Origin of the sequence: Pseudomonas sp. 1 R 17 (genome assembly GCF_900067035.1) — a bacterium.
GTDB classification, from domain to species: domain Bacteria; phylum Pseudomonadota; class Gammaproteobacteria; order Pseudomonadales; family Pseudomonadaceae; genus Aquipseudomonas; species Aquipseudomonas marginalis.
Genome location: NZ_FKLB01000006.1, coordinates 138,381 through 165,115 on the forward strand (window position 1 = coordinate 138,381; position 26,735 = coordinate 165,115).

General features: G+C 60.7%; 25 protein-coding genes. 14 read left to right on the plus strand and 11 right to left on the minus strand.

Going from position 1 to position 26,735, the window contains the following annotated elements:
• The first annotated feature begins 178 nt into the window (after positions 1–178).
• Positions 179–2,320 (plus strand): catalase HPII, encoded by a 2,142-nt coding sequence (katE, locus tag BFP99_RS00730; RefSeq protein WP_065946465.1) that lies wholly within the window; start codon positions 179–181, stop codon positions 2,318–2,320.
• A 65-nt stretch (positions 2,321–2,385) separates the two neighbouring features.
• Here katE and BFP99_RS00735 read toward each other — a convergent pair whose 3' ends face one another.
• From BFP99_RS00735 to zur, 4 genes are read right to left on the minus strand one after another with little or no spacing between them, the layout of a single operon-like run.
• Entirely contained in the window at positions 2,386–3,105 is a 720-nt protein-coding gene (locus BFP99_RS00735) for a PA5502 family lipoprotein (RefSeq protein ID WP_065926854.1), read from the minus strand.
• 37 nt (positions 3,106–3,142) lie between these two features.
• On the minus strand, positions 3,143–3,931 hold the full coding sequence (gene znuB / locus BFP99_RS00740) for a zinc ABC transporter permease subunit ZnuB (RefSeq protein WP_027608036.1): 789 nt from the start codon (positions 3,929–3,931) through the stop codon (positions 3,143–3,145).
• A complete protein-coding gene (znuC, locus tag BFP99_RS00745; RefSeq protein WP_065926855.1) occupies positions 3,924–4,709 on the minus strand; it encodes a zinc ABC transporter ATP-binding protein ZnuC in 786 nt (261 codons plus the stop codon). Before znuC ends, znuB begins: the two co-directional genes overlap by 8 nt.
• Positions 4,709–5,191 carry a zinc uptake transcriptional repressor Zur gene (gene zur, locus BFP99_RS00750; RefSeq protein ID WP_026136513.1) on the minus strand — a complete coding sequence of 161 codons (483 nt, stop codon included), beginning with the start codon at positions 5,189–5,191 and terminating at the stop codon, positions 4,709–4,711. The genes znuC and zur overlap by 1 nt, the downstream gene beginning before the upstream one ends.
• 58 nt (positions 5,192–5,249) lie before the next feature.
• On the opposite strand from zur, the gene BFP99_RS00755 reads away from it, so the two are divergent.
• Positions 5,250–6,179: a zinc ABC transporter substrate-binding protein gene (locus tag BFP99_RS00755; RefSeq protein ID WP_065946466.1), complete on the plus strand. Its 930-nt coding sequence runs from the start codon at positions 5,250–5,252 to the stop codon at positions 6,177–6,179.
• Positions 6,180–6,307: 128 nt separating this feature from the next.
• Here the strand turns inward: BFP99_RS00755 and BFP99_RS00760 are convergent, their stop codons facing one another.
• Both BFP99_RS00760 and BFP99_RS00765 read right to left on the minus strand, forming a co-directional pair.
• Positions 6,308–7,261, minus strand: coding sequence for a homoserine kinase (locus tag BFP99_RS00760; protein WP_065946467.1), 954 nt, complete (start codon positions 7,259–7,261; stop codon positions 6,308–6,310).
• 56 nt (positions 7,262–7,317) lie between these two features.
• A complete protein-coding gene (locus BFP99_RS00765) occupies positions 7,318–7,608 on the minus strand; it encodes a DUF2782 domain-containing protein (RefSeq protein ID WP_060756492.1) in 291 nt (96 codons plus the stop codon).
• A 74-nt stretch (positions 7,609–7,682) separates the two neighbouring features.
• On the opposite strand from BFP99_RS00765, the gene polA reads away from it, so the two are divergent.
• Positions 7,683–10,466: a DNA polymerase I gene (gene polA / locus BFP99_RS00770; protein ID WP_065926858.1), complete on the plus strand. Its 2,784-nt coding sequence runs from the start codon at positions 7,683–7,685 to the stop codon at positions 10,464–10,466.
• 269 nt (positions 10,467–10,735) lie between these two features.
• Here polA and yihA read toward each other — a convergent pair whose 3' ends face one another.
• Positions 10,736–11,377 carry a ribosome biogenesis GTP-binding protein YihA/YsxC gene (yihA, locus tag BFP99_RS00775; protein WP_027608030.1) on the minus strand — a complete coding sequence of 214 codons (642 nt, stop codon included), beginning with the start codon at positions 11,375–11,377 and terminating at the stop codon, positions 10,736–10,738.
• Positions 11,378–11,569: 192 nt separating this feature from the next.
• Here yihA and BFP99_RS00780 point away from each other — a divergent pair, with 192 nt between their 5' ends.
• From BFP99_RS00780 to BFP99_RS00805, 6 genes are all read left to right on the plus strand, one after another.
• A complete protein-coding gene (locus tag BFP99_RS00780) occupies positions 11,570–11,872 on the plus strand; it encodes a c-type cytochrome (RefSeq protein ID WP_027608029.1) in 303 nt (100 codons plus the stop codon).
• A gap of 33 nt (positions 11,873–11,905) precedes the next feature.
• A complete protein-coding gene (locus BFP99_RS00785) occupies positions 11,906–12,532 on the plus strand; it encodes a c-type cytochrome (RefSeq protein WP_065926859.1) in 627 nt (208 codons plus the stop codon).
• A gap of 168 nt (positions 12,533–12,700) precedes the next feature.
• Entirely contained in the window at positions 12,701–13,336 is a 636-nt protein-coding gene (dsbA, locus tag BFP99_RS00790; RefSeq protein WP_027608027.1) for a thiol:disulfide interchange protein DsbA, read from the plus strand.
• 10 nt (positions 13,337–13,346) lie between these two features.
• Positions 13,347–14,225, plus strand: a complete 879-nt coding sequence (locus BFP99_RS00795; RefSeq protein WP_065946468.1) for an endonuclease/exonuclease/phosphatase family protein — start codon at positions 13,347–13,349, stop codon at positions 14,223–14,225.
• On the plus strand, positions 14,222–16,288 hold the full coding sequence (locus BFP99_RS00800) for a diguanylate cyclase (protein WP_065946469.1): 2,067 nt from the start codon (positions 14,222–14,224) through the stop codon (positions 16,286–16,288). Before BFP99_RS00795 ends, BFP99_RS00800 begins: the two co-directional genes overlap by 4 nt.
• A gap of 88 nt (positions 16,289–16,376) precedes the next feature.
• On the plus strand, positions 16,377–17,153 hold the full coding sequence (locus BFP99_RS00805) for an N-acetylmuramoyl-L-alanine amidase (RefSeq protein ID WP_065926862.1): 777 nt from the start codon (positions 16,377–16,379) through the stop codon (positions 17,151–17,153).
• A gap of 8 nt (positions 17,154–17,161) precedes the next feature.
• Here the strand turns inward: BFP99_RS00805 and BFP99_RS00810 are convergent, their stop codons facing one another.
• Entirely contained in the window at positions 17,162–18,949 is a 1,788-nt protein-coding gene (locus tag BFP99_RS00810) for a KinB sensor domain-containing domain (RefSeq protein ID WP_065926863.1), read from the minus strand.
• A 10-nt stretch (positions 18,950–18,959) separates the two neighbouring features.
• Positions 18,960–20,306 (minus strand): sigma-54-dependent response regulator transcription factor AlgB, encoded by a 1,347-nt coding sequence (algB, locus tag BFP99_RS00815; RefSeq protein ID WP_065926864.1) that lies wholly within the window; start codon positions 20,304–20,306, stop codon positions 18,960–18,962.
• Positions 20,307–20,695: 389 nt separating this feature from the next.
• On the opposite strand from algB, the gene BFP99_RS00820 reads away from it, so the two are divergent.
• From BFP99_RS00820 to BFP99_RS00840, 5 genes are all read left to right on the plus strand, one after another.
• Complete coding sequence (locus BFP99_RS00820; protein ID WP_065926887.1) at positions 20,696–20,995, plus strand: hypothetical protein; 300 nt, start codon at positions 20,696–20,698, stop codon at positions 20,993–20,995.
• A gap of 79 nt (positions 20,996–21,074) precedes the next feature.
• The gene (locus tag BFP99_RS00825) at positions 21,075–21,239 is read left to right on the plus strand and encodes a DUF1328 domain-containing protein (RefSeq protein WP_003170804.1); all 165 of its coding nucleotides are present in this window, start codon (positions 21,075–21,077) and stop codon (positions 21,237–21,239) included.
• 2 nt (positions 21,240–21,241) lie between these two features.
• A complete protein-coding gene (locus BFP99_RS00830; RefSeq protein ID WP_065946470.1) occupies positions 21,242–21,709 on the plus strand; it encodes an inhibitor of vertebrate lysozyme family protein in 468 nt (155 codons plus the stop codon).
• Positions 21,710–22,436: 727 nt separating this feature from the next.
• On the plus strand, positions 22,437–23,768 hold the full coding sequence (gltP, locus tag BFP99_RS00835; protein ID WP_065926866.1) for a glutamate/aspartate:proton symporter GltP: 1,332 nt from the start codon (positions 22,437–22,439) through the stop codon (positions 23,766–23,768).
• Positions 23,769–23,865: 97 nt separating this feature from the next.
• Positions 23,866–25,095: a nucleoside recognition domain-containing protein gene (locus BFP99_RS00840; protein ID WP_027608018.1), complete on the plus strand. Its 1,230-nt coding sequence runs from the start codon at positions 23,866–23,868 to the stop codon at positions 25,093–25,095.
• A gap of 92 nt (positions 25,096–25,187) precedes the next feature.
• On the opposite strand, the gene BFP99_RS00845 is transcribed toward BFP99_RS00840, so the two are convergent.
• On the minus strand, positions 25,188–25,799 hold the full coding sequence (locus BFP99_RS00845; protein ID WP_065926867.1) for an ABC-type transport auxiliary lipoprotein family protein: 612 nt from the start codon (positions 25,797–25,799) through the stop codon (positions 25,188–25,190).
• A complete protein-coding gene (locus BFP99_RS00850; RefSeq protein ID WP_065946471.1) occupies positions 25,796–26,734 on the minus strand; it encodes an MlaD family protein in 939 nt (312 codons plus the stop codon). Before BFP99_RS00850 ends, BFP99_RS00845 begins: the two co-directional genes overlap by 4 nt.
• Position 26,735 lies beyond the last annotated feature (1 nt).

Genomic DNA, 26,735 nt, shown 5'->3' on the forward strand with positions numbered 1-26,735 from the left:
TTATTTCGCATTCAACCAGTGATTTGGCAATAACGCGATCAAAGGTCATAAAAAAGGAACGGCAGAAAACCGTGTCAGTCACTACTTAAGCAACTCGATTTCCCAGGTGCCGTGCCTGGGGTTTTGCTCAAACGAGCCGGGGACCGCTCTGGCCACTTTGAATAAGGAGTTTTGACTGATGAGTACCAAGAAGCCAGCCACCCCGTCGAAGAGTGAACTTGCAGGCACCGACACCCTGGACCGTGGCAACACCAACGCCAAGCTGCAAGCCCTGGAGGAATTCCGTTCCGATGCGACCGGCCAGGCCCTGCGTACCAACCAAGGCGTGAAGATCTCCGACAACCAGAACACATTGAAAGTCGGTGCCCGCGGCCCCTCGCTGCTGGAAGACTTCATCATGCGTGAAAAAATCACGCACTTTGACCATGAGCGTATCCCCGAGCGCATCGTGCATGCCCGGGGCACCGGCGCCCATGGCTATTTCCAGACCTATGAAAACCATTCCGCGCTGAGCAAGGCAGGTTTCCTGCGTAACCCCGAGCATAAAACCCCGGTGTTCGTGCGTTTCTCCACCGTGCAGGGCCCGCGTGGCTCGGGCGATACGGTGCGTGACGTGCGCGGTTTCGCGGTGAAGTTCTTTACCGACGAGGGCAACTTCGACCTGGTCGGCAACAACATGCCGGTGTTTTTCATTCAGGATGCGATCAAGTTTCCCGACTTCGTGCATGCGGTAAAACCTGAGCCACACAACGAAATTCCTACCGGCGGCTCGGCCCACGATACGTTCTGGGATTTTGTTTCGTTGCAGCCGGAGTCGGCGCACATGGTGATCTGGGCGATGTCTGACCGCGCCATTCCAAAAAGCCTGCGTGCCATGCAGGGGTTTGGCATTCACACCTTCCGCTTGATCAATACCGAAGGTAAGTCCAGCTTTGTGAAGTTCCACTGGCACCCGAAGGTCGGCACCTGTTCCCTGGTGTGGGACGAAGCGCAAAAGCTTGCCGGTAAAGATACCGATTACCACCGCCGTGACCTGTGGGAAGCGATTGAAAGCGGCGACTACCCTGAGTGGGAGCTGGGTGTGCAGATCGTTGCGGAAGAAGACGAGCATAAGTTCGACTTTGACCTGCTCGATCCGACCAAGATCATCCCCGAGGAACTGGTGCCGATCACGCCGCTGGGCAAGATGGTGCTGAACCGTAACCCGGATAACTTCTTTGCCGAAGTCGAGCAGGTCGCGTTTTGCCCGGGCCACATCGTGCCGGGTATCGACTTGACCAACGACCCGTTGCTGCAAGGTCGTCTGTTTTCCTACACGGATACGCAGATCAGCCGTCTCGGTGGGCCGAACTTCCATGAGCTGCCGATCAACCGGCCTGTAGTGCCTTTCCACAATGGCCAGCGCGACGCCCAGCACCGCACCGTGATCGACAAGGGCCGAGCCGCGTACGAGCCGAATTCGATCGATGGTGGTTGGCCGAAAGAAACGCCGCCGGCTGCCCAGGATGGCGGTTTCGAAACTTATTACGAGCGTGTCGATGCCAACAAGGTACGTGAGCGCAGTGAGTCGTTTGGTGACCACTTCTCGCAAGCCGCGCTGTTTTTCCACAGCATGAGCCACCACGAGAAAGAGCACATCATCGCGGCCTACAGCTTCGAGTTGGGCAAGGTGGAGCGCGAGTTTATCCGCGCGCGTCAGGTCAACGAGATTCTGGCCAATATCGATCTGGAACTGGCCAAGCGCGTGGCGCAGAACCTTGGTCTGCCGGCGCCGACCAAAGGCACGGTAGCGCCGCGTGAGTCTTCGCTGAAAGAGTCGCCGGCATTGAGCCAGGTGAACCTGCTGTCCGGCGATATCAAGACGCGCAAAGTCGCGATTCTCGCGGCTGACGGTGTGGATGGCGCGGCAATCGATGCGCTGAAAAAAGCACTGGCTGCAGAAGGTGCCCATGCCAAGTTGCTGGGGCCGACCTCGGCGCCGGTGAAGACGGCGGATGGCAAGCGCCTGCCGGTGGATGCGTCGATGGAAGGCATGCCGTCGATTGCGTTTGATGCGGTGTTTATCCCTGGCGGGAAAGAGTCGGTGAAAGCACTGAGCGGCGATGGTGTGGCGTTGCATTACGTTCTGGAGGCCTACAAACACCTGAAGGCGATTGCAGTTGCCAGTGACGTGAAGCCACTGCTGGATCTGCTGAAGCTGGAGACGGATGCGGGGTTGATCGTGGGTTCGGATGCGAAAGCGTTCAAGGCGTTTTTTGCCGCGATTGCACAGCATCGGGTTTGGGATCGTGAGCCGAAGGCTAAGGCGATTCCGGCCTGATTTTTTGGTTGTTTGTTAGATCGCCATCGGGGGGGCAAGTCGAATCGTCGCACCGCCCCGATGCTTTATTCCGCCTTGCGCGGGATCAGCACAACCTGCGCCGGAATATGTTTCAGAATCTGCCGATGAATCTTCAGGTCATACCCTGAATCAATACGCTTCACCCGTTTGGTCAGCAACGTGGCCAGCCACGGGTAATCCTGGGTGCGCGGCGCCTGGATCGTCACATCGCACTGGTAATTCACCACGTCGGTGGCAATCGCATCCAGTTGATGGCGCAGCGCTTCAATATCAGTAAGGTTCAGCGCCACGGTGGTGCTTGGCGCGGCCGGGTCGATGACCTTGGCAGCGGGCTTGGCTTCGGCGGCCTTGAGGGCCTCTTCGGCTTTATCCAGCTCGACTTTACGGGCGTGGGTGATGGCGCTGTTGACGCCACCGGTCAGCGCCGGCGCCTTGGGCATCAGCGCGCGGGCACGGCTCAGGGCGGTGGCGGCGGCGTTTACATCGCCTTTTTGCAGCACAATCTGGCTGCGCTGCAGGTAAGCCTCGGCCAATTGACGTTGGTAGGGCTCCAGCGTCGGGTCATTGGGCGACTGGGCCTGCAGCGCGGCCAGTTGGTCTTCGGCGGTGGCCAGCTCACTGCTGGCCAGGTTTTGCTCCAGCTGCGCGATGGCCGCAGCACGCGGATCCGGGGCCTCTGGGGCGGCGGGCGGTGTGCTTTGACAGGCGCCCAGCAGCAGGGAAAACGCGGCAAGGAGCAGATAACGGGAGGTGAACAACTTCATTCCTGCGACTCTCTATTTGCGCAAAAAGCGAGCAAGTCTACACCCCTCGACGGGGCAGGACAAAACTCAGCAGAAACAGGGCGGCCGCCGTGACTACGATCGACGGTCCGGCCGGTGTGTCCTTGAACCATGACAACGCCAGGCCCCCGCACACTGCCAGCATCCCCAACAGGCTGGCACCGATTGCCATCTGCTCCGGCGAGCGGGCGTGGCGCTGGGCGGCGGCGGCCGGAATGATCAACAGCGATGTGATCAACAATACGCCGACAATCTTCATCGCGACAGCGATCACCACGGCAATCAGCAGCATCAGGGCCATGCGCAACGCTGGTACGGGCAAACCTTCGACCCTGGCCAGTTCTTCATGCACCGTGATGGCCAGCAGTGGGCGCCACAGGGCGACCAATAGCACCAATACTGCGGCGCTGCCGCCGAGAATCCAGGCAAGATCGGTGGGGCTGATCGCCAGCAGGTCGCCGAACAGATAGGCCATCAGGTCGATGCGCACTTCATGCATAAAGCTCAGCACCACCAGGCCCAGGGACAGCGTGCTCGGCGCCAGGATGCCCAACAGGGTGTCCGAGGCCAGTGGCTGGCGCTGTTGCAGGGTCACCAGCAGCACCGCCAGCAGCAGGCAACCCACGGTCACGGCGATGGTCGGGCTCACATCCAGCAGGAAGCCCATGGCCACGCCCAGCAGCGCGGCGTGGGACAAGGTGTCGCCAAAATACGCCATGCGCCGCCAGACCACGAACGAGCCCAGCGGGCCCGCCACCAGCGCCAGAGCCAAGCCTGCCAGCAGGGCGTAAAGCAGAAAATCAGCCATGCTTGCAGCTATCTCCATGAACGTGGGTGTGGGGCGTCGCGGGATCGTCAACGACAGCGCCATGCAGGTCATGGGCGTGATCGTGATGGTGGTGATAGATCGCCAGGCTCTGGGCGTTCTTGCCGAACAGTTCGACGAACGCCGGGTCGCTGCTGACTTGTTCCGGGTGGCCGGAGCAGCACACGTGGCGGTTGAGGCATACCACTTGGTCGGTGGTGCTCATCACCAGGTGCAAATCATGGGAGACCATCAGCACGCCGCAGCCATGGCGGTCGCGCAGGCGGGTGATCAGGCTGTACAGCTCGGCCTGGCCGGCGACGTCGACGCCCTGCACGGGTTCATCCAGCACCAGCAACTCGGGCTCGCGCAGCAGGGCACGGGCCAGCAGCACGCGCTGCATTTCGCCGCCGGAGATGCTTTGCACCGGGCTGTCGATGACCTGCTCGGCACCGACTTCCTTGAGGGCGGCCTGCGCGCGGGCGCGGTCCACACCGGGCACCAGGCGCAAAAACCGCAGTACAGACAAGGGCAAGGTCGGATCAACATGCAGCTTTTGCGGCATGTAGCCCACGCGCAGCCTGGGCTTGCGCCACACGCTGCCGGTGTCGGGCTTGAGCAGGCCGAGTACGGCGCGCACCAGGGTGGTCTTGCCGGCGCCATTGGGGCCGATCAGGGTGACGATCTGCCCCGGCTCGACGCTCAAGGCGATGTTATCCAGCACGTTCTGCCCGGCAAACGTGACGCCGACCTGCTCCAGGCGGATTAACGCGTTGCTCATCAAGCCCCCTGGCAGCCCGAGCACAGGCCGACCACTTCGACCGTCTGCCCTTCGACCCGGAAGCCTACGTCGGCGGAGCTCTTGATGATGGCGTCGCTGATGCTTTTTTGTTCAAGCTCGATGGCGGCGTGGCACTCGCGGCAGATCAGGAACTGGCCCTGATGCGCGTGCTCCGGGTGGTTGCAGCCGACAAAGGCGTTGAGCGAGGCAATGCGGTGCACCAGGCCGTTTTCCAGCAGGAAATCCAGCGCGCGGTACACGGTCGGCGGCGCGGCCCGGCGGCCGTCCTGCTCGCTGAGCACACCCAGGATGTCGTAGGCACCCAGGGGCTTGTGGCTCTGCCAGACGAGTTCCAGCACCCGGCGACGCAGGGCGGTCAGGCGCAAGCCTTTCTGTGCGCACAGGGTGTCGGCCTCCGACAGCGCGGTATGCACGCAGTGAGAGTGGTCGTGTGGACGGCTGGCAAGCGGTGTTTTAGGCATGAGCGGCGACAGATATTTGATAGAGACGTTATTATGTTACCCGTTCCTACGTCATTGAGTGGTCATCGTGTCCCGACTTTTTCCCGTTTTTGTCGTATTTGTCACCAGTTTGTTCCTCGCTGGCGCCGCTCAGGCCGAGGTCAAGGTGCTCACGAGCATCAAGCCATTGCAGTTGATTGCCGCTGCCGTGCAGGACGGTGTGGCGGTTCCGGAGGTATTGCTGCCGCCGGGTGCATCGCCCCATAACTTCGCCTTGCGCCCATCCGACGTACGGCGCGTGCAGTCGGTCGATCTGCTGTATTGGATCGGGCCGGACATGGAGGGCTTCCTGCCTCGCGTGCTCAAGGGGCGTACCGCGCTGACCGTAGCAGTTCAAGACCTGCCGGGGATGAAATTGCGTCGGTTCGCCGAAGATAGCCATTCCCACGCCGACGATGCCGACGAACATGACCATGATCACCGCCCGGGGAGCCTGGATGCGCACCTGTGGCTGTCCACGGTGAACGCTCGGGTGATCGCAGCGCGTATGGCCGCTGACCTCAGTGCAGCGGACCCCGTGAACGCCGCGCGTTATCAGAGCAATGCCAAGGCTTTCGACGAGCGCCTGGATGCACTGGATGCGCGCCTGAAAAAACGCCTGGCGAGCATCGGTGACAAACCTTACTTCGTGTTCCACGAAGCCTTTGATTACTTTGAAGACGCCTACGGGCTCAAGCACACCGGCGTGTTCAGCGTTGCCGCCGAAGTGCAGCCTGGCGCCCAGCATGTGGCGGCGATGCGTATGCGTTTGCAGGAAGTGGGCAAGACCTGTGTGTTCAGTGAACCGCCGCTGCGTCCACGTTTGGCGGAAACCCTGGTGGCAGGTTTGCCGGTGAAGCTGGCGGAATTGGATGCGCTGGGCGGCTACACCCCGGCCACAGCCCAGGGTTACGAACAGGTGCTGGAGAAGTTGGGGAACGACTTGGCAGGGTGCCTGGAGTCGTTATAAGCCGCAACGCAGATCAAATGTGGGAGGGGCTTGCTCCCGATAGCAGAGTGCCAGTCAGTGCATAAGTTGACTGATCTACCGCTATCGGGAGCAAGCCCCCTCCCACATTTTTTTGCCCGCCTGAACCGTTAAAGGGCGAACGGCAGGTGGACAGTGACGTCTTGGCGTTGCGCCAGCCGATGCTCGAACTCGGCGGGATCGTGAATGAGAACATCCTGCCCGGCAAAGGACTCAGCGGCGATCAGGCGCGACAGCCAGAACCGCACGCACGCCACCCGCAGCATGGTCGGCCATAGCTCGGCCTCCTTGGCCGTGAACGGCCGCAGGCCTGCGTAGGCACCCAGCAACGCTCGGGCGCGCGGGCCATCAATTACGCCATCGGCGTCCGAACACCAGTCATTCAGGGCGATTGCCACGTCGTACAGCATCGGGCCCGAGCAGGCATTGTAGAAGTCGATCAGACCCGTCAGGTGCGTGCCCTCGAACATCGCGTTGTCGCGGAACAGGTCGGCGTGCACGTTGGCGCGTGGCAGGGCGAGGATCTCGGCCTTATGGGCCTCGATTTCAGTCAATGCTGCTTGCAGCAGGCTTTGCTGTGCATCGTCCAGGTGCGAAATCAGCTGCGCACCCTCGCTGAGCATCCAGTCCAGGCCGCGATCGGTTCTGCGCTCCAGCACCTTCTCGCCTTGCGTCGCCAGGTGCAGATGGCCGAGCAGGTCGCCGACCTGGGCGCAATGCTGTGAGTTGGCGTCCTTGATGTGCTTGCCGGCCAGGCGTGGTTGCAGCAGGGCTGGTTTGCCTTTCAGTTCGCGCAATGCAACGCCATCGGTGGTACGCAGGGCATAGGGCACCGGCAGGTTGGCGTCGTGGAGCACGTCGAGCAGTTCGATGAAGAACGGCATTTCCTGCACGGGCCCGCGCTCAACCAGGGTCAGGACGTACTCGCCCTGTTCCAGGCTGATAAAGAAATTGGTGTTTTCGCTACCAGCGGCAATCCCCTGGAAGTCAAGCAGGCGGCCGAGCCCGTAGGGGGCGAGAAAGGTTTCCAGCTCGGGCCGAGCCAGGGGGGTGAACACAGACATGGTTAAAACTGCCAGTACGGGCGCCGCAGTGGGCGGCGCCAATTGAAGTTAAGAAATCATTTCCATTCGAAGATCTTCCATGACGGGATCAGCATATCCGGCTGGTCAGAGCGGATGAAGTTCGCGTCGGTTCCATCCGCGCGTACCAGGAAATACGGAGGCGCGCCTTTTACGGTCACCTTGATTGCATACAGGAAACCGTTTTGACGGTACTCCTGGATAGTCCGGTCGCCTTCCGTGCGAATGGTCACTTCCGGATCACCCGAAGGCGCGCTGTCTGCCGCCATGGCAGCCATCGGAGCGAGTGCAATCAGGCCGGTCAACAGCAGGCGATTGAATGTACGCATGATAACCTTGTCCCTTTGTTTTCATTGGTCCGGCTATTCTAGCGCCTGACCCGCCGAAAAGGTTGATCCTGCTCATGAGCCAAGCCCCCCTCGTCCTGGTGGACGGTTCGTCTTACCTGTACCGCGCGTTCCACGCGCTGCCACCGCTGACCACTTCCAAAGGCCTGCCGACCGGTGCGGTCAAGGGCGTGTTGAACATGCTCAAAAGCCTGCGCAAGCAGTACCCGGACAGCCCGTTCGCGGTAGTGTTCGACGCCAAGGGTGGGACGTTTCGCGATGACATGTACGCCGAATACAAGGCCAACCGCCCAAGCATGCCCGATGACATGCGCGTGCAAATCGAGCCCCTGCACCAGAGCGTGATCGCCCTGGGCTTCCCTTTGCTGTGCGTCGAAGGCGTCGAGGCCGATGACGTGATCGGTACCCTGGCCCGCAGCAGTGCGGCCGCTGACCGTCCGGTGGTGATCTCCACCGGCGATAAGGACATGGCGCAGTTGGTCGACGGGCACATTACCCTGGTCAACACCATGACCGGTAGCTCGATGGACATCGAAGGCGTAAAGGAGAAATTTGGCGTCGCTCCGGAGCAGATCATCGACTATCTGGCGTTGATGGGCGATTCGTCCGACAACATCCCGGGCGTTCCGGGCATTGGTCCGAAGACCGCTTCCGGCTTGCTGGTGGGCGTGAACGGCGGCCTCAAAGAGCTTTATGAGCAGTTGGACATTGTGCCGACCCTGCCGATCCGCGGTGCCAAGACGCTGCCGGCGAAGCTGGAAGAGCATAAGGAGATGGCATTCCTCTCCTATCAGTTGGCGACGATCAAGATCGATGTGCCGCTGGACGTGGGTCTGGACGATTTGCACCTGATTGAACCGGATCGCGAAAAGTTGCTGGAGCTTTACACCCTGCTGGAGTTCAAGAGCTGGTTCGATGAGATTCAGCGCGATGCCAAGCGAGTGGAGCTCAAGGCCGCGCCTGTTGCCGAGGACATTGTTGAGGCCGCGCCCGCGGCACCCGCAGAAACGACCTACACCACGATCCTCGACCAAGCCACATTCGATGCCTGGCTGAAGAAGCTCAACGACGCGAAGTTGTTCGCTTTCGACACCGAAACCACCGGGATCGACGCTCAGCAGGCGCAACTGGTGGGGGTTTCCTTCGCCGTGCAGCCCCATGAAGCCGCCTACATCCCGCTGACCCATTCCTACATCGGTGCGCCGCAGCAGCTGGATCGCGACACTGTGTTGCTGGCCTTGAAGCCATTATTGCAAGACCCGAGCAAGCTCAAGGTCGGCCAGCACGCCAAGTTCGATATGAATATCCTGGCCAACTGTGCCATCGGCGGCGACCCGGCGAATGGCATCAGCGTGCGCGGTATCGCGTTCGACACCATGCTTGAATCCTACGTGTTGAATTCCACTGCGACCCGCCATGATATGGACAGCCTGGCCAAGAAGTACCTGGACTACGACACCGTCAGTTTCCAGGACATCGCCGGCAAAGGCGCCAAGCAGCTCACGTTCGACCAGATCCCGCTCGAACAGGCTGGCCCTTATGCCGCCGAGGATGCGGACGTGACGCTGCGCCTGCATCAGGCACTGCACGCACAGCTCACCGCCATACCGAGCCTGGCGAGTGTGTTGACGGACATCGAAATACCCCTGGTGCCGGTGCTTGCGCGTATCGAACGCCAGGGCGCGCTGGTGGATGCGCAGCTGCTCGGTGTCCAGAGCATCGAGCTGGGCAACAAGATGGTCGAACTGGAGCGCCAGGCGTTCGAGATCGCCGGCGAAGCATTCAACCTGGGTTCGCCCAAGCAGCTCGGCGCGATTCTCTACGAGAAACTCGGCCTGCCGGTGCTGAAAAAAACGGGCAAGGGCCAGGCATCCACGGCAGAGGAAGTGCTGGCCAAGCTGGCCGAAGATGACTATCCGCTGCCCAAGGTACTGATGCAGTACCGCAGCATGAGCAAGCTGAAAAGCACTTACACCGACCGCTTGCCGGAGCAGATCAACCCGCGGACCGGGCGTGTTCACACCTCTTACCATCAGGCGGTGGCGGCGACCGGGCGGCTGTCTTCCAGCGACCCGAACCTGCAGAACATCCCGGTGCGCACCGCCGAAGGGCGGCGCATCCGCCAGGCGTTTGTCGCGCCCAAGGGCTACAAACTGCTGGCGGCGGACTATTCGCAGATCGAACTACGGATCATGGCGCACCTGTCCAAGGACGAGGGGCTGATGAATGCGTTCCGTAACGACCTGGATGTGCATACCGCCACGGCGGCCGAGGTGTTCAAGGTCGAATTGGCTGAGGTCACCTCCAATCAGCGTCGCAGTGCCAAGGCGATCAACTTTGGCCTGATCTACGGCATGGGGGCACAGAAGCTCGGCAAGGACATCGGTGTCGATACCAAGACCGCAAAGGCTTACATCGATGTGTACTTCGCCCGCTACCCAGGCGTTCGCGAGTACATGGAGCGCACCCGCGCCCAGGCTGCCGATCAAGGCTACGTGGAAACCTTCTTTGGACGTCGGCTGTATTTGCCGGATATCAACTCCAACAAGCCCCAGGAGCGCGCGGCCGCAGAACGCACGGCGATCAACGCGCCGATGCAGGGCACGGCGGCGGATATCATCAAGAAGGCCATGGTGCTGGTGGATAACTGGCTGACCGCGTCGGGCCTGGATGCCAAGGTGATCCTGCAGGTACACGATGAACTGGTGCTCGAAGTGCGGGAGGATCTGGTGGCCGAGGTCAGCGAGAAGATTCGCGAGCACATGAGCGCGGCCGCGCAGTTGGATGTGCCGTTGGTGGTGGACGTTGGCGTAGGCGACAACTGGGACGAAGCGCACTGATTTCGCGGCATCGCCACCACCGAGTGTGGTGGCGCAGTGCTTTAGATCGGAAATCCGCTGCAGTTATTTCCAATAGTTTTTTGAACCTGCCGGAACTTAACCTGTGAACTGCTACTCAGAGTTACTGAATGGGTGGTGAAGCCCTTCAATGCTCCTATGTTGTGTTAAGTGTTGGCAGATATCCGGACCCCGCCCTAGCGGTCCGGTACTTGAACCCCGAACTTCCCCTCCCCATACGAAGTCCGGGGTTTTTTTTGCCCGTAGAAAAGTTACTCGGCGAGTTCCGCACCTTTGTCAGCCAATTCCATCCAGCCGGCCAGCACGGTATAGGCATCTTCCAGGCCCATGCGCTTGGGGGCCGAGAACAGCTGGATGGTGATTGTGTCACCCCAACCCTTGCGGATTTCGGACTGCACTTTGAGCAAGGTGTTCTTGGCGGCGCCGTAGGTAAGCTTGTCGGCCTTGGTCAGCAGGATATGCATCGGCATGCCGCTGGCGACCGCCCAATCCAGCATCAGCAGGTCGAAGTCGGTCATTGGATGACGGATATCCATCATCAGGATCAACCCCTTCAAGCTCTCCCGGCCACCCAGGTAAGCCTCCAGGTGACGCTGCCAGTGCAGCTTCAGCGGGATAGGTACTTTTGCATAACCATAGCCCGGCAGGTCGACCAGACGCCGATCATCGTCTAGCTTGAAGAAGTTGAGTAACTGCGTGCGGCCCGGGGTTTTCGAGGTGCGTGCGAGGCTGGCGTGGGTCAGGGTGTTCAGTGCGCTGGATTTACCGGCGTTGGAGCGACCGGCAAAGGCGACTTCAAAGCCTTCGTCATCGGGGCATTGGTCAACTTTGGCGGCGCTGAGCATGAAGGTGGACTGTTGGCACAGGCCGAGGATGGGGTTCTTGAGTTGCATGAGATTTCCGATGTGGGCGGTGCCGAAAAAGGGTGCGGCAAGCGGTGTCGTTTCCGTTTCAGTAGCGCCAGTATATAATGCCGCAGATTTTGTGTGTGCTTTGTCCCAGCGAAGGATGAAGTTCACGGGAGCGATAGACCTTTATTGCGCATTAGAACGCAAAACGCTCTCAAACCCTGAAAAGGTCGATGTATGACCCGATGGTTGCTCGCTTTCGGTGCCCTGGTTCCGCTGTATGGCGCTCAGGCTACACAGGATCCGGAAGCGGTGTACAACCGAGTTTGCGTGGCTTGCCATGCCGGCCAACTGCCGAACGCCCCGAAACGGGGTGACCAGGCAGCCTGGGCGCCAAGACTGGCGCAGGGCATGGACACGCTGGTGCAACACGTGACCCAGGGTTTCAAGGCAATGCCGCCGCGTGGTTTGTGCATGGACTGCAGTACCGAGGATTACCAGGCCATCATTGAGTTGATGGTGAGTAAACCCGGTAGATAACTCTTAAACCCTTAGCCGTAGTTGGATTAGCTGATGAACAAACTGATCGTGAGTCTGCTGTTGACCTTGGGCATCACCGGTGTTGCCGTCGCCGCAGAGGGCCCCCTTAAAGGTGATGCCACTGCCGGTCAAGCGAAAGCCGCCGTATGTGGTGCCTGCCATGGGCCGGATGGTAACAGCCCGGCGCCGAACTTCCCCAAATTGGCCGGCCAGGGTGAGCGTTACCTGACCAAGCAGATGCACGACATCAAGGATGGCAAGCGCACGGTCCTGGAAATGACCGGCCTGCTGACCAACCTCAGTGACCAGGACCTGGCAGACCTCGCGGCTTATTTTGCCAGCCAGAAAGGCAGTGTGGGAGCTGCTGATCCGAAACTGGTGGCCCGTGGTGAGAAACTGTTCCGCGGCGGTGACCTGGATAAAGGCCTGCCTGCCTGCACCGGTTGCCACTCGCCCAATGGCGCGGGCATAGCCGCCGCCGGCTTCCCGCACCTGAGCGGCCAGCACGCTACCTACATTGCCAAGCAGCTGACCGATTTCCGTAAGGAAGAGGCCGGGCGAGCCAATGATGGCGACGCGGCAATCATGCGCACCATCGCTCGCAAGCTGAGTGATGAAGACATTGCGGCGGTCTCCAGCTACATCCAGGGCCTGCACTAAGGTGCACGCAACGTTAACGCTCGATTAATCCATCGATGCAAGCATAAAAAGGGTGGCTTAGGCCGCCCTTTTTTGTGGCCGCTGCCGTTACACTAACGAACTCATGCCCGCGTAGACCTGTCACAACAAAGGTCGCGTGAGGCGACTTTATTTGTCCAGGAGTAAAGCATGCGTAATCTGATCCTCAGCGCCGCTCTCGTCACTGCCAGCCTCTTCGGCATGACCGCGCAAGCTGCCGATGTGCCGCTTGAAGCCGGTAAAACCTACGTTGAATTGGCCAACCCAGTGCCGGTTTCGGTACCGGGCAAGATCGAAGTGGTAGAGCTGTTCTGGTACGGCTGCCCGCATTGCTACGCTTTTGAACCGGTCATCAACCCTTGGGTCGAGAAGCTGCCTAAGGACGTGAACTTCAAGCGCATCCCCGCCATGTTCGGCGGCCCATGGGATGCCCACGGCCAACTGTTCCTGACCCTGGAAGCCATGGGGGTGGAGCACAAGGTCCACAACGCGGTATTCGACGCCATCCAGAAACAAGGCAAGCGCCTGACCAAGCCGGACGAAATGGCTGACTTCATTGCCACCCAAGGCGTCGACAAGGACAAGTTCCTGGCCACCTTCAACTCCTTCGCCATCCAGGGCCAGATCAAACAGGCCAAGGAGCTGGCGCAGAAGTACGGCGTGCAAGGCGTACCGACCATGATTGTCAACGGCAAGTATCGTTTCGACCTGGGCACTACCGGTGGTCCTGAAGCGACCCTCAACGTTGCCGACCAGTTGATCGCCAAAGAACGCGCAGCCAAGTAAGGGGCTCCTCATGCGCCGCTGGGGTACTGAACGTGTGGTTGGCCTGCGTGAACCGCAGGTCAACGCACATCACCTGGAGTCCACAGGTTTGCCGGCAGACAACCGCCTGCGCCTGCTCAGCTTCAATATCCAGGTGGGCAACAGCACCGAGAAGTACCGGCACTACCTCACCCGTGGCTGGCAGCATTTGCTGCCCCACAACGGCCGGGCCGGTAACCTGCAGAAGATCGGGGACCTGTTGAATGATTTCGACCTGGTCGCCCTGCAGGAAGCCGACGGCGGCAGCATGCGTTCCGGCTATATCAATCAGGTCGAACACCTGGCGCACCTCGGGGCCTTCCCCTACTGGTACCAGCAGCTCAATCGCAACCTCGGGCGCCTGGCGCAGCACAGTAATGGTGTGCTCAGCCGTTTGAAGCCCACCTCCATCGAAGATCACCCATTGCCGGGCCCCAAGGGGCGCGGGGCGATTCTCGTGCGTTTTGGCGAAGGGCCTGAGGCCTTGGTGGTGGTGATGATGCACCTGGCGCTCGGGGGGCGTACGCGCAACCTGCAATTGGCCTACGTGCGCGACCTGATTGGCAACTACAAGCATCAGGTGTTGATGGGTGACATGAACACCCATGCGAACGACCTCCTGCTGAATTCCCCGTTGCGTGACCTCGGGCTACTGGCGCCGCAAGTCGAAGCCACGTTCCCCAGCTGGCGCCCGCAACGCTGTCTTGACCATATCCTGCTCAGCCCGAGCCTCACACTTGAGAGTGTGCAGGTACTGGCGCAGCCCATCTCCGATCACCTGCCAGTCGCGGTAGAGATTCGTCTGCCGGGTTCGCTCACGGCTGATGCATTGCCCGCGTTGAGCCCCGGCCCTCGCGGACCCCTTGCATGAGCGACGACGCCCAGCGCTGGAAAGAAAAATACCTGTTAAGCATCGAGCAACAAGAAAAGCTCGAACGCCGTTGGGCTGCCCGCCTCGACCTGCTGCGTCGTGGGCTGGTGCGCAGCACACTGGCGGCGGAAGGCACCGACCGCGCGGTTGACCAATGCATGAAGGAAATGCGCGACGTCGTGCGTACCGACGACATGGACGCTGCCCTCGCCGCCTTGCTGCCGCGCCTGGAGAAGGCGGTACTGGATTCGGAGCAGCGCCGCGAAACCCGGATCGACCAGATGAGCACCGCACTGACCTCCCTGGTCACGCAGTTGCAAAAGCTGCCGCTGCCCCGTGAGGTCGCCCGTCCGCTGAAAACCTTTGCCAAGCAGTTGGATGGCCGCGTCAGCCAGGCACGTGAGATTCCCCTGTTACTCAGCGAATTGAGCAGTCTGCAAGGGCAGGCGCTGGATAACCTGGAGCCGGACGGTGAAACCGTGCGCCCTGGGCCGGGTTTATTGCAGCGCCTGTTTGGTGCCAAGGACGTGTCGAGCGAGGCAGCGGCCAGTGAGCCCGTCTCCAGCCCGTCACCGGCGCCGGTTGCCGCCAAGCCCGTCGCCGAGCCCCAGGCGCCCGAACAGTCCGAGGAACTGGCGCAAGCCTTGCGGGCCTTTGCGCCGCAGCCTCAGGAACCGGTTGCCGCGCAGCCTGAACCCGCAGCGCCGGCCAAGGCGGTTGATGCCAGCAGTGAAAAGTTTGTGTACGAGGCGCCTGCTCAAAGCGGCGCCTTGGCTGCGCCTGTCGACGTTTCTCCAGCACCTGTCGTGCCCGGCAAGCCTGAGCCACAGGTGGAAGAAACCAGCACCGAAAGCGCCCTCGCCGCCTTTATCGAACCGCCACAGGCTGTGGTCGAGGCACCGCAGGAGACGGTGATCGGCAGCCTCTCGCTCCCTCCAGTGCTTGAGGCCGAAGAGCCGGACCCCGACGAACTTCAATCGGATGGCCTCTACTCCTTGCCGGATTCACCGGAGCCGTCGTACAGCTCCGTGGCCAAGCACATCGAAGACACCCTGATCGGCCTGTTGGAGGAGTTGGCCTTGCCCGAGCGCCATCGGCCCCAGGCCGAAGCCATGCGTGAGCGCTTGGCCCACGGGTTGAATTGGTACGAATTGCTGCCGATCCTCGATGACTTGGCGGTGCTGATGCTGGCGATCACCGACAGCGGGCAGCACGAGTTCGAGGCATACCTCAAACAGCTCAACGAGCGCCTCGAAGCCTTTCAGGGCCATTTGCAAGTGGCCAGCGACGGCCATGCCGACAGCCGCTCCGCTGCGAGGGAGTTGGACACGCAGATTCGCGAACAGGTCGACGGCCTGCAAAGCAGTGTCCAGGAAGCCGCGGACCTGGACAGCCTCAAGCAGGTGCTCGAAAGCCATCTGGAAGGTTTACTCGGCACCATGGACGAGCACCAGCAACAGCGTGACCAGCGCGAGCAGGAAGTGGCAGCGCGCTTGAAAGGCCTGGCCGAGCGGGTCGCCAATATGGAGCAGGAAGCCCAAGGCTACCGTGAGCACCTGGAGGTGCAACGCCAGAAGGCCTTGATCGATCCGCTCACCGGCTTGCCTAACCGCGCGGCCTGGAGCGAGCGCCTGGATCATGAGGTCAATGCCTGGCACCAGCGTGGCAATAGCCTGTCGCTCGCGATGCTGGACCTGGATCACTTCAAGCGCATCAACGATGGCTACGGCCATCTGGCGGGTGACAAGGTGCTGAAAATCATCGCCAACGTCCTGCGCAAGCGCCTGCGCACCAGCGACTTTATCGCGCGGTTTGGCGGTGAGGAGTTTGTGTTGCTGATGCCCCACTCATCCCTCTCGGATGCGTTGGCGGTGGGTGAGGTGCTACGTGCTGCGATTGCCGCCTGCCCATTCCACTTCAAGGGCGAGCCGGTGACGATTACCGTGTCCATGGGCGTGGCGCAGTTCCTGCCCGGTGAGCGCAGTGAGCTGGCGCTCAAGCGAGCGGACGAAGCGTTGTATCGGGCCAAGGCCGCTGGGCGTAACCAGGTGCAGGCGGCGTAAAAGATGTTCCATTGTGTAATTTGACCGCCGGGCCACAAACGGTACGTTACACTGTTGCATTATCGTCTTCAGCGTACTGTCTTCCGCCATGAAATCCTTGTACTTCGCCTGTGTATTTCTCCTGCTCGCCGGCTGCGCCACTGGCCCGCGCCTGGACACCCGCCACCCCTCGCTAAACCACGACAACCGCGTGCAGTTCGTGGTCGTCCACTACACCTCTACCAATCTTGAGCGTTCCCTGGCCCTGTTGACCCACGGCCAGGTCAGCGCTCATTACCTGATCGGTGACGACGCCGGCGCCACTATCTACAAGCTGGTGGATGAAAGCCAGCGGGCCTGGCATGCCGGGGAAAGCGAGTGGATGGGGCGCACCTGGCTCAACTCCAGCTCCATCGGTATCGAAATCGTAAACCCTGGCTACAAGGACACCCCTACAGGCCGCCTGTGGTACCCGTACTCCGAGGCCCAAGTGAAGTCGCTGGTGGTGTTGCTCAAGGACATCAGCAAGCGCAATGGCATCGATCCCAGGAACATCATCGGCCATAGCGATATCGCACCCCTGCGCAAGCTCGATCCGGGGCCGCTGTTCCCCTGGAAGCGCCTGGCCGATGAGGGCCTGAGTGTGTGGCCGGATGCCCAGGCCGTCGCCCGTTTCCAGGTGCAGTACGCCGCTGAATTGCCGAGCATCACTTGGTTCCAGGAAGAATTGGCGCTCCTCGGTTACCCGACACCCCAGACGGGTGAGTTGGATGTCGCCACGCGCCATGTGATCGCGGCGTTCCAGATGCGCTTCCGGCCATCCCGGTTCGATGGCGTGCCGGATGCCGAAAGTGCTGCCATCCTGCGTGCCCTGAACCGGCGCTAAGCTGGCGCCTACAAGGGCAGCGCCATATAGAACTGGGTGCCCTGCCCCGGCCGCGAATACACCCCCATGCGGCCGCCGTGCAATTGCACGATCTCCTTGCACAGCGCCAGCCCCAGGCCGGCGCCGCCTTTCTTGCGGCCAACCTGGACGAAGGGTTCGAAGATGCGCCCTTGCTGGCCATAAGCAATACCTTCGCCGTTGTCTTCGACGCTGATAATCACCCGCTCGCCATGACGTCGCGCCTGCAGGCGAATTTGCCCACCGTCGGCGGTATGACGCAGGGCATTGCCCAGCAGGTTGTCGAGCACCCGTTCCAATTGCGCCTGGTCGGCATACAGCCGTGGCAGATCGGATTGCACTTCTACCAGCAGTTCTATGTGTTGCGCATTGGCGGGCTCCGCAAAGCGCGCGCGGGCGTGTTCGAGCAGATCGGTCACGTCGCAGGGGCCCAAGGTGAGTTTCTGCAGGCCATTCTGGTAGCGCGAGAAATTGAGCAGGTCGTTGATCAACTGCATCAGGCGCTGCATTTCTTCATTGACCGTATCCAGCAGGTCCGCTTCACGGGATTCCGGCGGGAACTTCGCGCGTTCACGGAACAGGCCGAACGCCATATGCATGCCGGTCACCGGCGTGCGCAGTTCATGGGACGCGCGCAAGACGAATTCGCTGCGTACCCGCTCGAAGGCGCGCTGTTCGGTGACGTCGTGCAGCACCATCACCGCCCCAAGGATATGTCCCTGGGTATGGCTGACGGGAGTGAGGCTGTAGGTCAGCAGGCGCAGTTCGCCTTCGACTTCGACTTCCAGGTCCTCCGGCGCGCGCTCCAGAGTGCCGCCGCGCAGCACCAGTTGCAGTTGTTCATCCAGCTCCGGGCGCACCAGGGCTTCGCCAAGGCCTTGGCCCAGGCGTTCCTCGTCCCAGCCCAATTGGCGTTGCGCAACGGGGTTGAGATGCTCCAGGCGGCCTTGGCGGTCAATCATCAGCAGGCCGTCGTCGATGCTGTCGAGCACGGCTTGCAGGCGCTGCTGGCCGGCCAGCAACTCGTCAACATTTGTCGCCTGATGCTGGCGCACCGCCTCGGCCATAAGGCCGAAGCGACGGGTCAACAGGTTCATTTCCGCTGCCGAAGAGAGCGGTAGGGTCACTTCAAAATCGCCCTGGCCGATCTTGTCGGCTGCTTTTGCCAGCGCTTCGATCGGGCCGCCAAATCGCCGGGCGATGCCATGGGCCGTGACAAATCCGATGATCAGCACTGCAAGGCCCACCAACCCCAGCAAACCGGCGATCAGCAAGGCGCGCCCGCGGGATTTATGCTCGCTGGCGCTGATGTTTTCCAGGGCTTGTTTATGTTCGGCAATCAGCCCGTTGCGCAGCACATTGAAGGTTTCGGTGAGTTTTTCCTTGCTGCCCGGTGGTGGCGACGCCTGCTGGGATTGCTCGAAGGCGTCCAGCAGGTCCTGGTATTGGGCTCGCGCCTGGCTGAAACCGTGGTTATGGCCGTCGCGTTGCTCATGGGCGATGCCTTGGTCCAGCAGGTCGAAGTAATGCTGCTTGGAGCTTTGCAATGCCTGCGGATCGGGGCGATGTTCCAGCATCATGATCAATTGGTCGCCCAGGCTTTGGCGCAGTTTGAGCCCCAGGTCCAGCGTGACGAAGTTGCTGCGAATCAGGGACTCCTGGGTCTTGGCCATTTGCATGACGCTGACCAGACCCAGGATCAGACCCAGCAGGGCGACGGTGATCAGCGCTGAGATACTCAGGAACAATCGAGTGCGCAGTGTCATCGCTAGCTTCATAGGGTGCAGCTCACAGGTTGTACTGTTTGCGTTTGCGGTACAGGGTCGACGCGTCGATGCCGAGGGTGCGGGCGGCCTGGTCCAGGGTATCGCTGGTGGCCAATACGGCGCCGATATGGGCTTTCTCCAGCTCGTCCAGGCTCAACGCCGCGCCAATGCGCGGGGCGTTATTGGTCGGTTGTTCGGCCATGCCGAGGTGGATGATTTCGACCTTTTCCTGTGGGCAGATGATGCTGGCGCGTTCCACCACGTTGCGCAGTTCGCGGATATTGCCTGGCCAGCGATAGTTGAGCAGGGCTTCGCGCGCTTGATCACTGAAGCCCCGCGCCGGGCGGGCGTATTCCTTGACGAAGCGCGCCAGGAAGCGGTCTGCCAGGGTGAGGATGTCTTCACTGCGCTCGCGCAGCGGGGGCAGGTGCAAGGTGATGACGTTGAGGCGATACAGCAAGTCTTCACGGAAGCGACCGTCGCGCACCATGTCTTCCAGGTTCAGGTTGGTGGCGGCCAGGATACGCACATCGGCGCGACGGGTGACCGGGTCGCCCACGCGCTCATATTCCTTGTCCTGGATAAATCGCAGCAACTTGGGTTGCAGAGTGAGGGGAAAGTCGCCGATCTCGTCGAGAAACAGTGTACCGCCGTCCGCCTGGTTGACCCGGCCCAACGTGCTCTCACTGGCACCGGTAAAGGCACCACGGCTATGGCCGAACAGCTCGCTTTCCATCAGTTCTGCCGTCAGCGACGGACAGTTGATGGTCACGCAGGATTTCTTCGAGCGCTTGCTCCAGCCGTGAATGGCCCGGGCCAGTTCGCCTTTACCCGTGCCGGACTCGCCGAGGATCAGGATGTTGGCATCGGTGCCCGCCACCTGGCGTGCGGTTTCAAGCACAACCATCATTGACGGGCTGTGGGAGTCGAGGCCGTCTTTCTGCTGGCGTACGGCGCCTTCCAATGCTTCCAGGCGCGCGGAAAGTTGGCGCACTTCCAGCTGTTTGGCGGTGGCCAGGCGAAGTTGGTCGGGGCTGCAAGGCTTGACCAGGTAGTCGGCGGCACCCGCCTGGATCGCGTCCACGGCGGTATCGACGGCGGAATGGGCGGTGACGATCACCACACGCATCCACGGCGCCTGGATCCGCATCTGGGCCAACACATCCAGGCCATTGTCTTCACCCAGGCGCAGGTCCAGGAAGCACAGATCGAACACCTGGCGTTGCATCAGGGCATCGGCCTGGGCGGCGCTGTTGGCGGTGGCGACGGTGTAGCCTTCATCTTCCAGGCAATAACGGAAGGTGCGGAGGATCGCGGACTCGTCATCCACTAAAAGAATGCGGCCTTGAAGTTCCTTGGCTGATTCCATCTGTCCCGCGCTCCTTAACTATGAATGATGGTGTTTAGTCCCGGAATAATCGGGCAAGTTGCATGGTTTATTCTGATCGATAAAAAGCAACGTCGTGCAGCTATCTGCAAGTCTTCCTACAAAGCCCCGTCTGATGGCGTTTTCATGCCGTCTTGCCACTTCGGCAACTCAACCCGCGCATTCGATCCTTTGACCCGACCGCTGGCCATCGTGCATTTCGCACGGCCTGTAGCGGTGGATCGTGCAGGATGCTGCGCCGCCAGTTGAGCCTTAATTTATAAGATGTTGATTTTAATGGTTTTTATTTTGTAAAAAAGCTGGCATGCGCTCTGCAATACCTCTCTCAAGAGCGTCATGAACGAATAATCAGAATGCGGGAGAAAAGCAGCATGACTCGCCAACACCTCAGCCAACTGCGTGTATCGCCACTGCGTATGCAACAGGGGCTGTTTGCCAGCCTGGCCCTGATGGTCACGCTGATTGCAGGCCAGCAGATGCAACATTGGCAGCAGAGTCAGCCCCAAGCCCCGCAATTCGAACGTCCGGTAATGACCCAGACCCATTTCAGTTCCATTGAGAGCCGTGCCGTCGGGAGCGTTTCTGCCGATGTGACCGCCAAGCAATTGAGAGTGGCCGATCAGGACTCCACCCTGGGCGAGCTGCCAACCCAAGAGCGTTGGGTGTTCTAGGCAAAAACGTCGGACGCTTGTGTTGAGCGCCTGAACGGCATCACCGCTGTTACCTTTTATAAGCGTAAGGAGAATCACCATGTTGAGTTGGGCAATCACATTTCTGATCATCGCCATTGTGGCCGCAGTCCTGGGCTTCGGTGGTATCGCGGGCACCGCCACGGGTATCGCCAAGATTCTGTTTGTGGTCTTCCTGGTGATGTTCATTGCTTCGTTCTTCTTTGGTCGTCGCGGCCGAGGCTGAAAATGACCACTTTGTCCCTCAAAGCGATTGCTGCCGCTGTGCTCTTGGGCGGCAGCGGCTTCGCGATGGCCGCTAATGACGGTCAGTCGCGGGCCAACGAACTGCTCAGCGCGGATCCGCAGTACCGCGAGACCTGGCAAGGCGTGGTGAAGAAAGAAGAGCGCCTGCCGGAATGGGTCTTGAACCTGTCGGGCACGGCCGAGCAGATGAATGCCGTGGAAGAAGATGGCGATAAGTACTTGGTGGGGCCGCTCTGCGAAACTGCGGATACGTGCCTTAACAAGCGCCTGATCGTCGCCTTCAGCCTCGACAAGGAAGATGCCTACGCCATGTTGGTGGAAGTCCCTGCCGGTTTGCCGGCGGACAAGTCTCCGACGCGGCATGCCGATTACCGGTTTATCGGTAAGCCGGACGAAGGCATGCAGAAGCTGCTGATGGAGCAGCTGAAGAAAGATCCGAATTGGTACTAGGTTGCGTCTGACGGGTCTGTCGTCTGCGCGATCAGCGTCCATAGAAAGAAGCCTCTCGCTTCTTTCTGTCTGCATCCCCCGCCAAGGGGGATGCATGACCAGGGGGCCGGGTTGTTCTGATCAATTGAGATCGGCGTGACCTACGGGCACAGGGAGTGCCTGCGCAAGGGCCAGGTCAGGTGAAAAGCTGCGACGCAGGTTCACAAGCCCACGGCTTGCTGAACTTGCGGCGGGCTTGTGACTCTTATTCCCGCCTCCTATGCCGCCCATAGCCACAAATCCTGATTTTGCTTTCGACCAACCATTACTGGGTGTGTCGGGGCGACCATCTATCGAGAAAGTTTTGCTCGCGCCATAGGACGTTTCCGACGCTCGACGGCAGAGTTCCCCGGCATTTCTGCCAACCTCTCCAAGACCTGCAAAATCTCTGCGCGAGCCTGAATTGGCAGGTTCACGGCATATTCACCGGACAAAATGTCACATTTGAACTGACCGTTCGGACAGTTATTATGGAAAAAAGTCATGCCGATTTGGCATGGGGTAGGCGTTTACGGCATTAGACGTCGTCCCCTTGCATGGGAATAGTTGCGCCTTTTTTCGCCTGCCAGTAAGCCATTTCGGCCATGCTGCGGTGACCTTCCATGGAGGCAGATGCGCACACTTTTTCGCTCTCGAGCGTTGCAGCTGGCGCATTTGCCTTAAGTCCACTTGAAGTAAGGGTAATGACATGAAGAAGGCAAAGCTAAGCCTCGCCTGGCAGATCCTCATCGGTTTGGTATTGGGGATCGCAATCGGCGCAGTGCTCAACCATTTCAGTGCTGAAAAGGCCTGGTGGATCAGCAATGTGTTGCAGCCAGCGGGCGATATCTTTATCCGCCTGATCAAGATGATCGTGATCCCGATTGTGATTTCCTCGTTGATCGTCGGCATTGCCGGTGTCGGTGACGCGAAAAAACTCGGGCGCATCGGCGTCAAAACCATCCTTTACTTCGAAGTGGTCACCACCATCGCCATCGTGGTCGGCCTGCTGCTGGCCAACCTTTTCCACCCGGGCGCAGGCATCGACATGAGTACCCTGGGTACCGTCGATATTTCCAAGTACCAGGCGACCGCCGCCGAGGTGCAGCATGAGCATGCGTTCATCCAGACCATCCTCAACCTGATCCCGTCTAACATCTTCGCCGCTGTAGCCCGTGGCGAGATGCTGCCGATCATCTTCTTCTCCGTGCTGTTCGGCCTGGGCTTGTCGAGCCTCAAGCCGGAGCTGCGCGAGCCGCTGGTGACCATGTTCCAGGGCGTGTCCGAGAGCATGTTCAAAGTCACCCACATGATCATGAAGTACGCCCCCATCGGCGTATTCGCGCTGATCGCGGTGACCGTGGCCAACTTCGGCTTTGCCTCGCTGCTGCCGCTGGCCAAGCTGGTGATCCTGGTTTACGTCGCCATCCTGTTCTTCGCCTTTGCGGTGCTGGGCCTGATCGCTCGCCTGTTCGGCTTCTCGATCCTCAAGCTGATGCGCATCTTCAAGGACGAGTTGGTGCTGGCCTACTCCACCGCCAGTTCCGAAACTGTGCTGCCGCGTGTGATCGAGAAGATGGAAGCCTACGGCGCGCCCAAGGCCATCTGCAGCTTCGTGGTGCCGACCGGCTACTCGTTCAATCTCGACGGTTCGACCCTGTACCAGAGCATCGCGGCGATCTTTATCGCCCAGCTGTATGGCATCGACCTATCGATCGGCCAGCAACTGATGCTGGTATTGACCCTGATGGTCACCTCCAAAGGCATCGCTGGTGTGCCGGGCGTGTCCTTCGTGGTGCTGCTGGCCACCCTGGGCAGCGTGGGTATCCCGCTGGAAGGCCTGGCCTTCATCGCCGGTGTCGACCGCATCATGGACATGGCCCGTACCGCGCTGAACGTGATCGGCAACGCCCTGGCCGTGCTGGTCATCTCGCGCTGGGAAGGCATGTACGACGACGCCAAGGGCGAGCGCTACTGGAACTCCCTGCCGCACTGGCGCACCAAGCAAGCCCTGCCGACTGCCCAAGCCACTCGCGGCTGATAGCCCGACGGCTGTAAGACAAACCCCGGTAAATCCGGGGTTTGTCGTTTCTGTCAGCCCCGCTATCATTCGCCCCATCTTTCGGGGGATTCAACTGATGCTCAATGGCCTGTGGCTTGGCTTCTTTGTCGTGGCAATGGTGTCAGCACTGGCGCAATGGCTGGTGGGCGGTAACGCCGGGATTTTCGCGGCGATGGTCGAAAGCATTTTCGCCATGGCCAAATTGTCGGTGGAAGTGATGGTGCTGTTGTTCGGCACCCTGACGTTATGGCTGGGCTTCTTGCGTATCGCCGAAAAAGCCGGGATTGTCGAATGGCTGGCCAAGGCCCTGGGCCCGCTGTTCCTGCGCCTGATGCCGGAAGTGCCGGCCGGTCACCCGGCCATTGGCCTGATCACCCTCAACTTTGCCGCCAACGGCTTGGGCCTGGATAACGCAGCAACACCTATCGGCCTGAAGGCCATGAAGGCGCTGCAAGAGCTCAATCCCATCCCTAACACGGCGACTAACGCACAAATCCTGTTCCTGGTGCTCAATGCATCCTCCCTGACCCTGTTGCCGGTGACGATCTTCATGTATCGCGCCCAGCAAGGTGCGCCCGATCCGACCCTGGTATTCCTGCCGATCCTGCTGGCCACCAGCGCATCCACATTGGTGGGCCTGCTGTCGGTGGCGGTGATGCAGCGCCTGCGGCTGTGGGACCCGGTGGTGCTGGCCTACCTGGTTCCAGGCGCATTGGTACTGGGTGGGTTCATGGCCCTGCTGGCGACCCTCTCGGCCACCGCATTGGCCGGGTTGTCGTCAATCCTCGGCAACCTCACGTTGTTCGGCCTGATCATGCTGTTCCTGCTGATCGGCGCGCTGCGCAAGGTTAAGGTCTACGAAGCATTTGTCGAAGGCGCCAAGGAAGGCTTCGACGTCGCCAAGAACCTGCTGCCGTACCTGGTGGCGATGCTGTGTGCGGTGGGCGTGTTGCGTGCCTCCGGCGCGTTGGACCTGGGCCTCGAAGGCATTCGCCATGTGGTGGCCTGGACGGGCATGGACACGCGCTTTGTCGACGCCTTGCCGACGGCGATGGTCAAGCCCTTCTCCGGCAGCGCGGCCCGGGCGATGTTGATCGAGACCATGCAGACCCAGGGCGTGGACAGCTTCCCGGCGCTGGTGGCGGCGACGATTCAGGGCAGTACGGAAACCACCTTTTATGTGTTGGCGGTGTACTTCGGTTCGGTGGGCATCCAGCGGGCGCGGCATGCCGTAGGCTGCGCGTTGCTGGCTGAGTTCGCCGGTGTGGTGGCGGCGATTGCGGTGTGCTACTGGTTCTTTGGCTGAGGCTTAAATAGCTATCGGGAGCAAGCCCCCTCCCACATTCTGAATGTGTTCACAGATCCACATGTGGGAGGGGGCTTGCCCCGATGAGGCCCTCAGCGTTTCACCGCACCATTGCCCTGCTGAACAACCCACTCCACCACCTGCCTGTTCAACTGATCTCCCGCCAACCCAAACCCGGTCACCACCGCCGGCACTTTGGTGTCAGTCACCGCCTGCTGCACTTCAAACCGCCGGCTGGCAATAATCCGCTGATCACTCCCACGCACCAGGCGTGCGTCGAGGCGGATCACCACCGCTACCGCACTGCCCCGGTACTCGCTCTGAAACGCCTGCAACTGCCCGCCCAATTCATAATCGGCCTGCAGGTTGGTGTCGTCGGTGCTCAACAGCGTTACGCGTCCATCGCGCTGGAACCCGTCCATCAGGCGATTGCGCAGCAGCACCGGCACTGGGTCGCTCCAGCGTGAGTTCGCATAGCTGCTGATCAAATCGCCATTGGGCACCACGGCGATGCGTGGGCTGTCGAGGAACTCACTGGTCTGCGGCTTGGCCAGGCGCAGCGACCAATTGACTGGCGCGCCCTGGGTCGTGCCCTGGGCCGTAGGCAGTCGGTAGACGTCCGACGGATCCGCCTTGGGCAGGATCGAACACGCGCTGATCAGCGCCAAGGCCACAGGGGCGATCATTTGGTAAGCACGCTTCATGGCGTGAACTCCTTGTTCTTGTCGCTGCCCAGCAGGTAGCCGCTGGGGTTGGCTTCCAGGCGGCGAGAGATGGCGCGCAGTGAACCGAGGGTTTCGCGCAGTTCGCGCACGGCCGGCGCCAGTTCGTTGAGGCCCTGCATGCCGCTGTTCACCGAGTCCTTGTTGTTGGTCAGCAAGGTATTGATGGTGGCGGTGCTTTGCTCAAGGGATTTCATCGCCTGTTCGGCGCTGCCGAAGACCTGCTTGCCTTGATCACTGAGCAGGCCATTGGCGTGGCGCATCAGCGCCGTGGTTTGCTCCAGGGCGGCCCCGGCCTGCTTGCTTACCTGCATCAATTGCTGCATCACCACCTTGATATCCCCACGCTGGTCGGCAATCGCGCCGGTGGTTTGTTCCAGATGGTCCAGGGTGTTGCTGAGGCGTTCGACATTCTGCGCGGAGAACATGTCGTTGGCGTTGTGCAGCAGCAGGTTGATGCTGGTCATCAGGTCGTTGCTGTTATTGAGTAATCGCGCGATCGGCGATGGCGAGGCGATGATCTCCGGCAGGTTGCCGTCCTTGCCCTTGAGCTCCGGGCTTTGCGGCGTGCCGCCGCTGAGTTGGATGATCGAGGTGCCGGTGATGCCGGTCAGCGCGAGTTTGGCCTGGGTGTCTTCCTTGATCGGCGTCTGGCCGGCCAGGCGAATGCGCGCGAGTACGCGGCGCGGGTCCTTGGGATCCAGGCGCAGGCTGATGACATCGCCCACCTTGATCCCGCTGTATTGCACCGAGCTGCCCTGGGACAGACCGCTGACCGCTTCGTTGAAGATCACTTCGTAATCCTGGAAGGCGCTGTCGACGCTGGATTTGGCCAGCCACAGGCCAAACAGCATCGCGCCGACCACCACGATCACGCTGAACAGACCGATCATCACATGATGGGCTCGGGTTTCCATG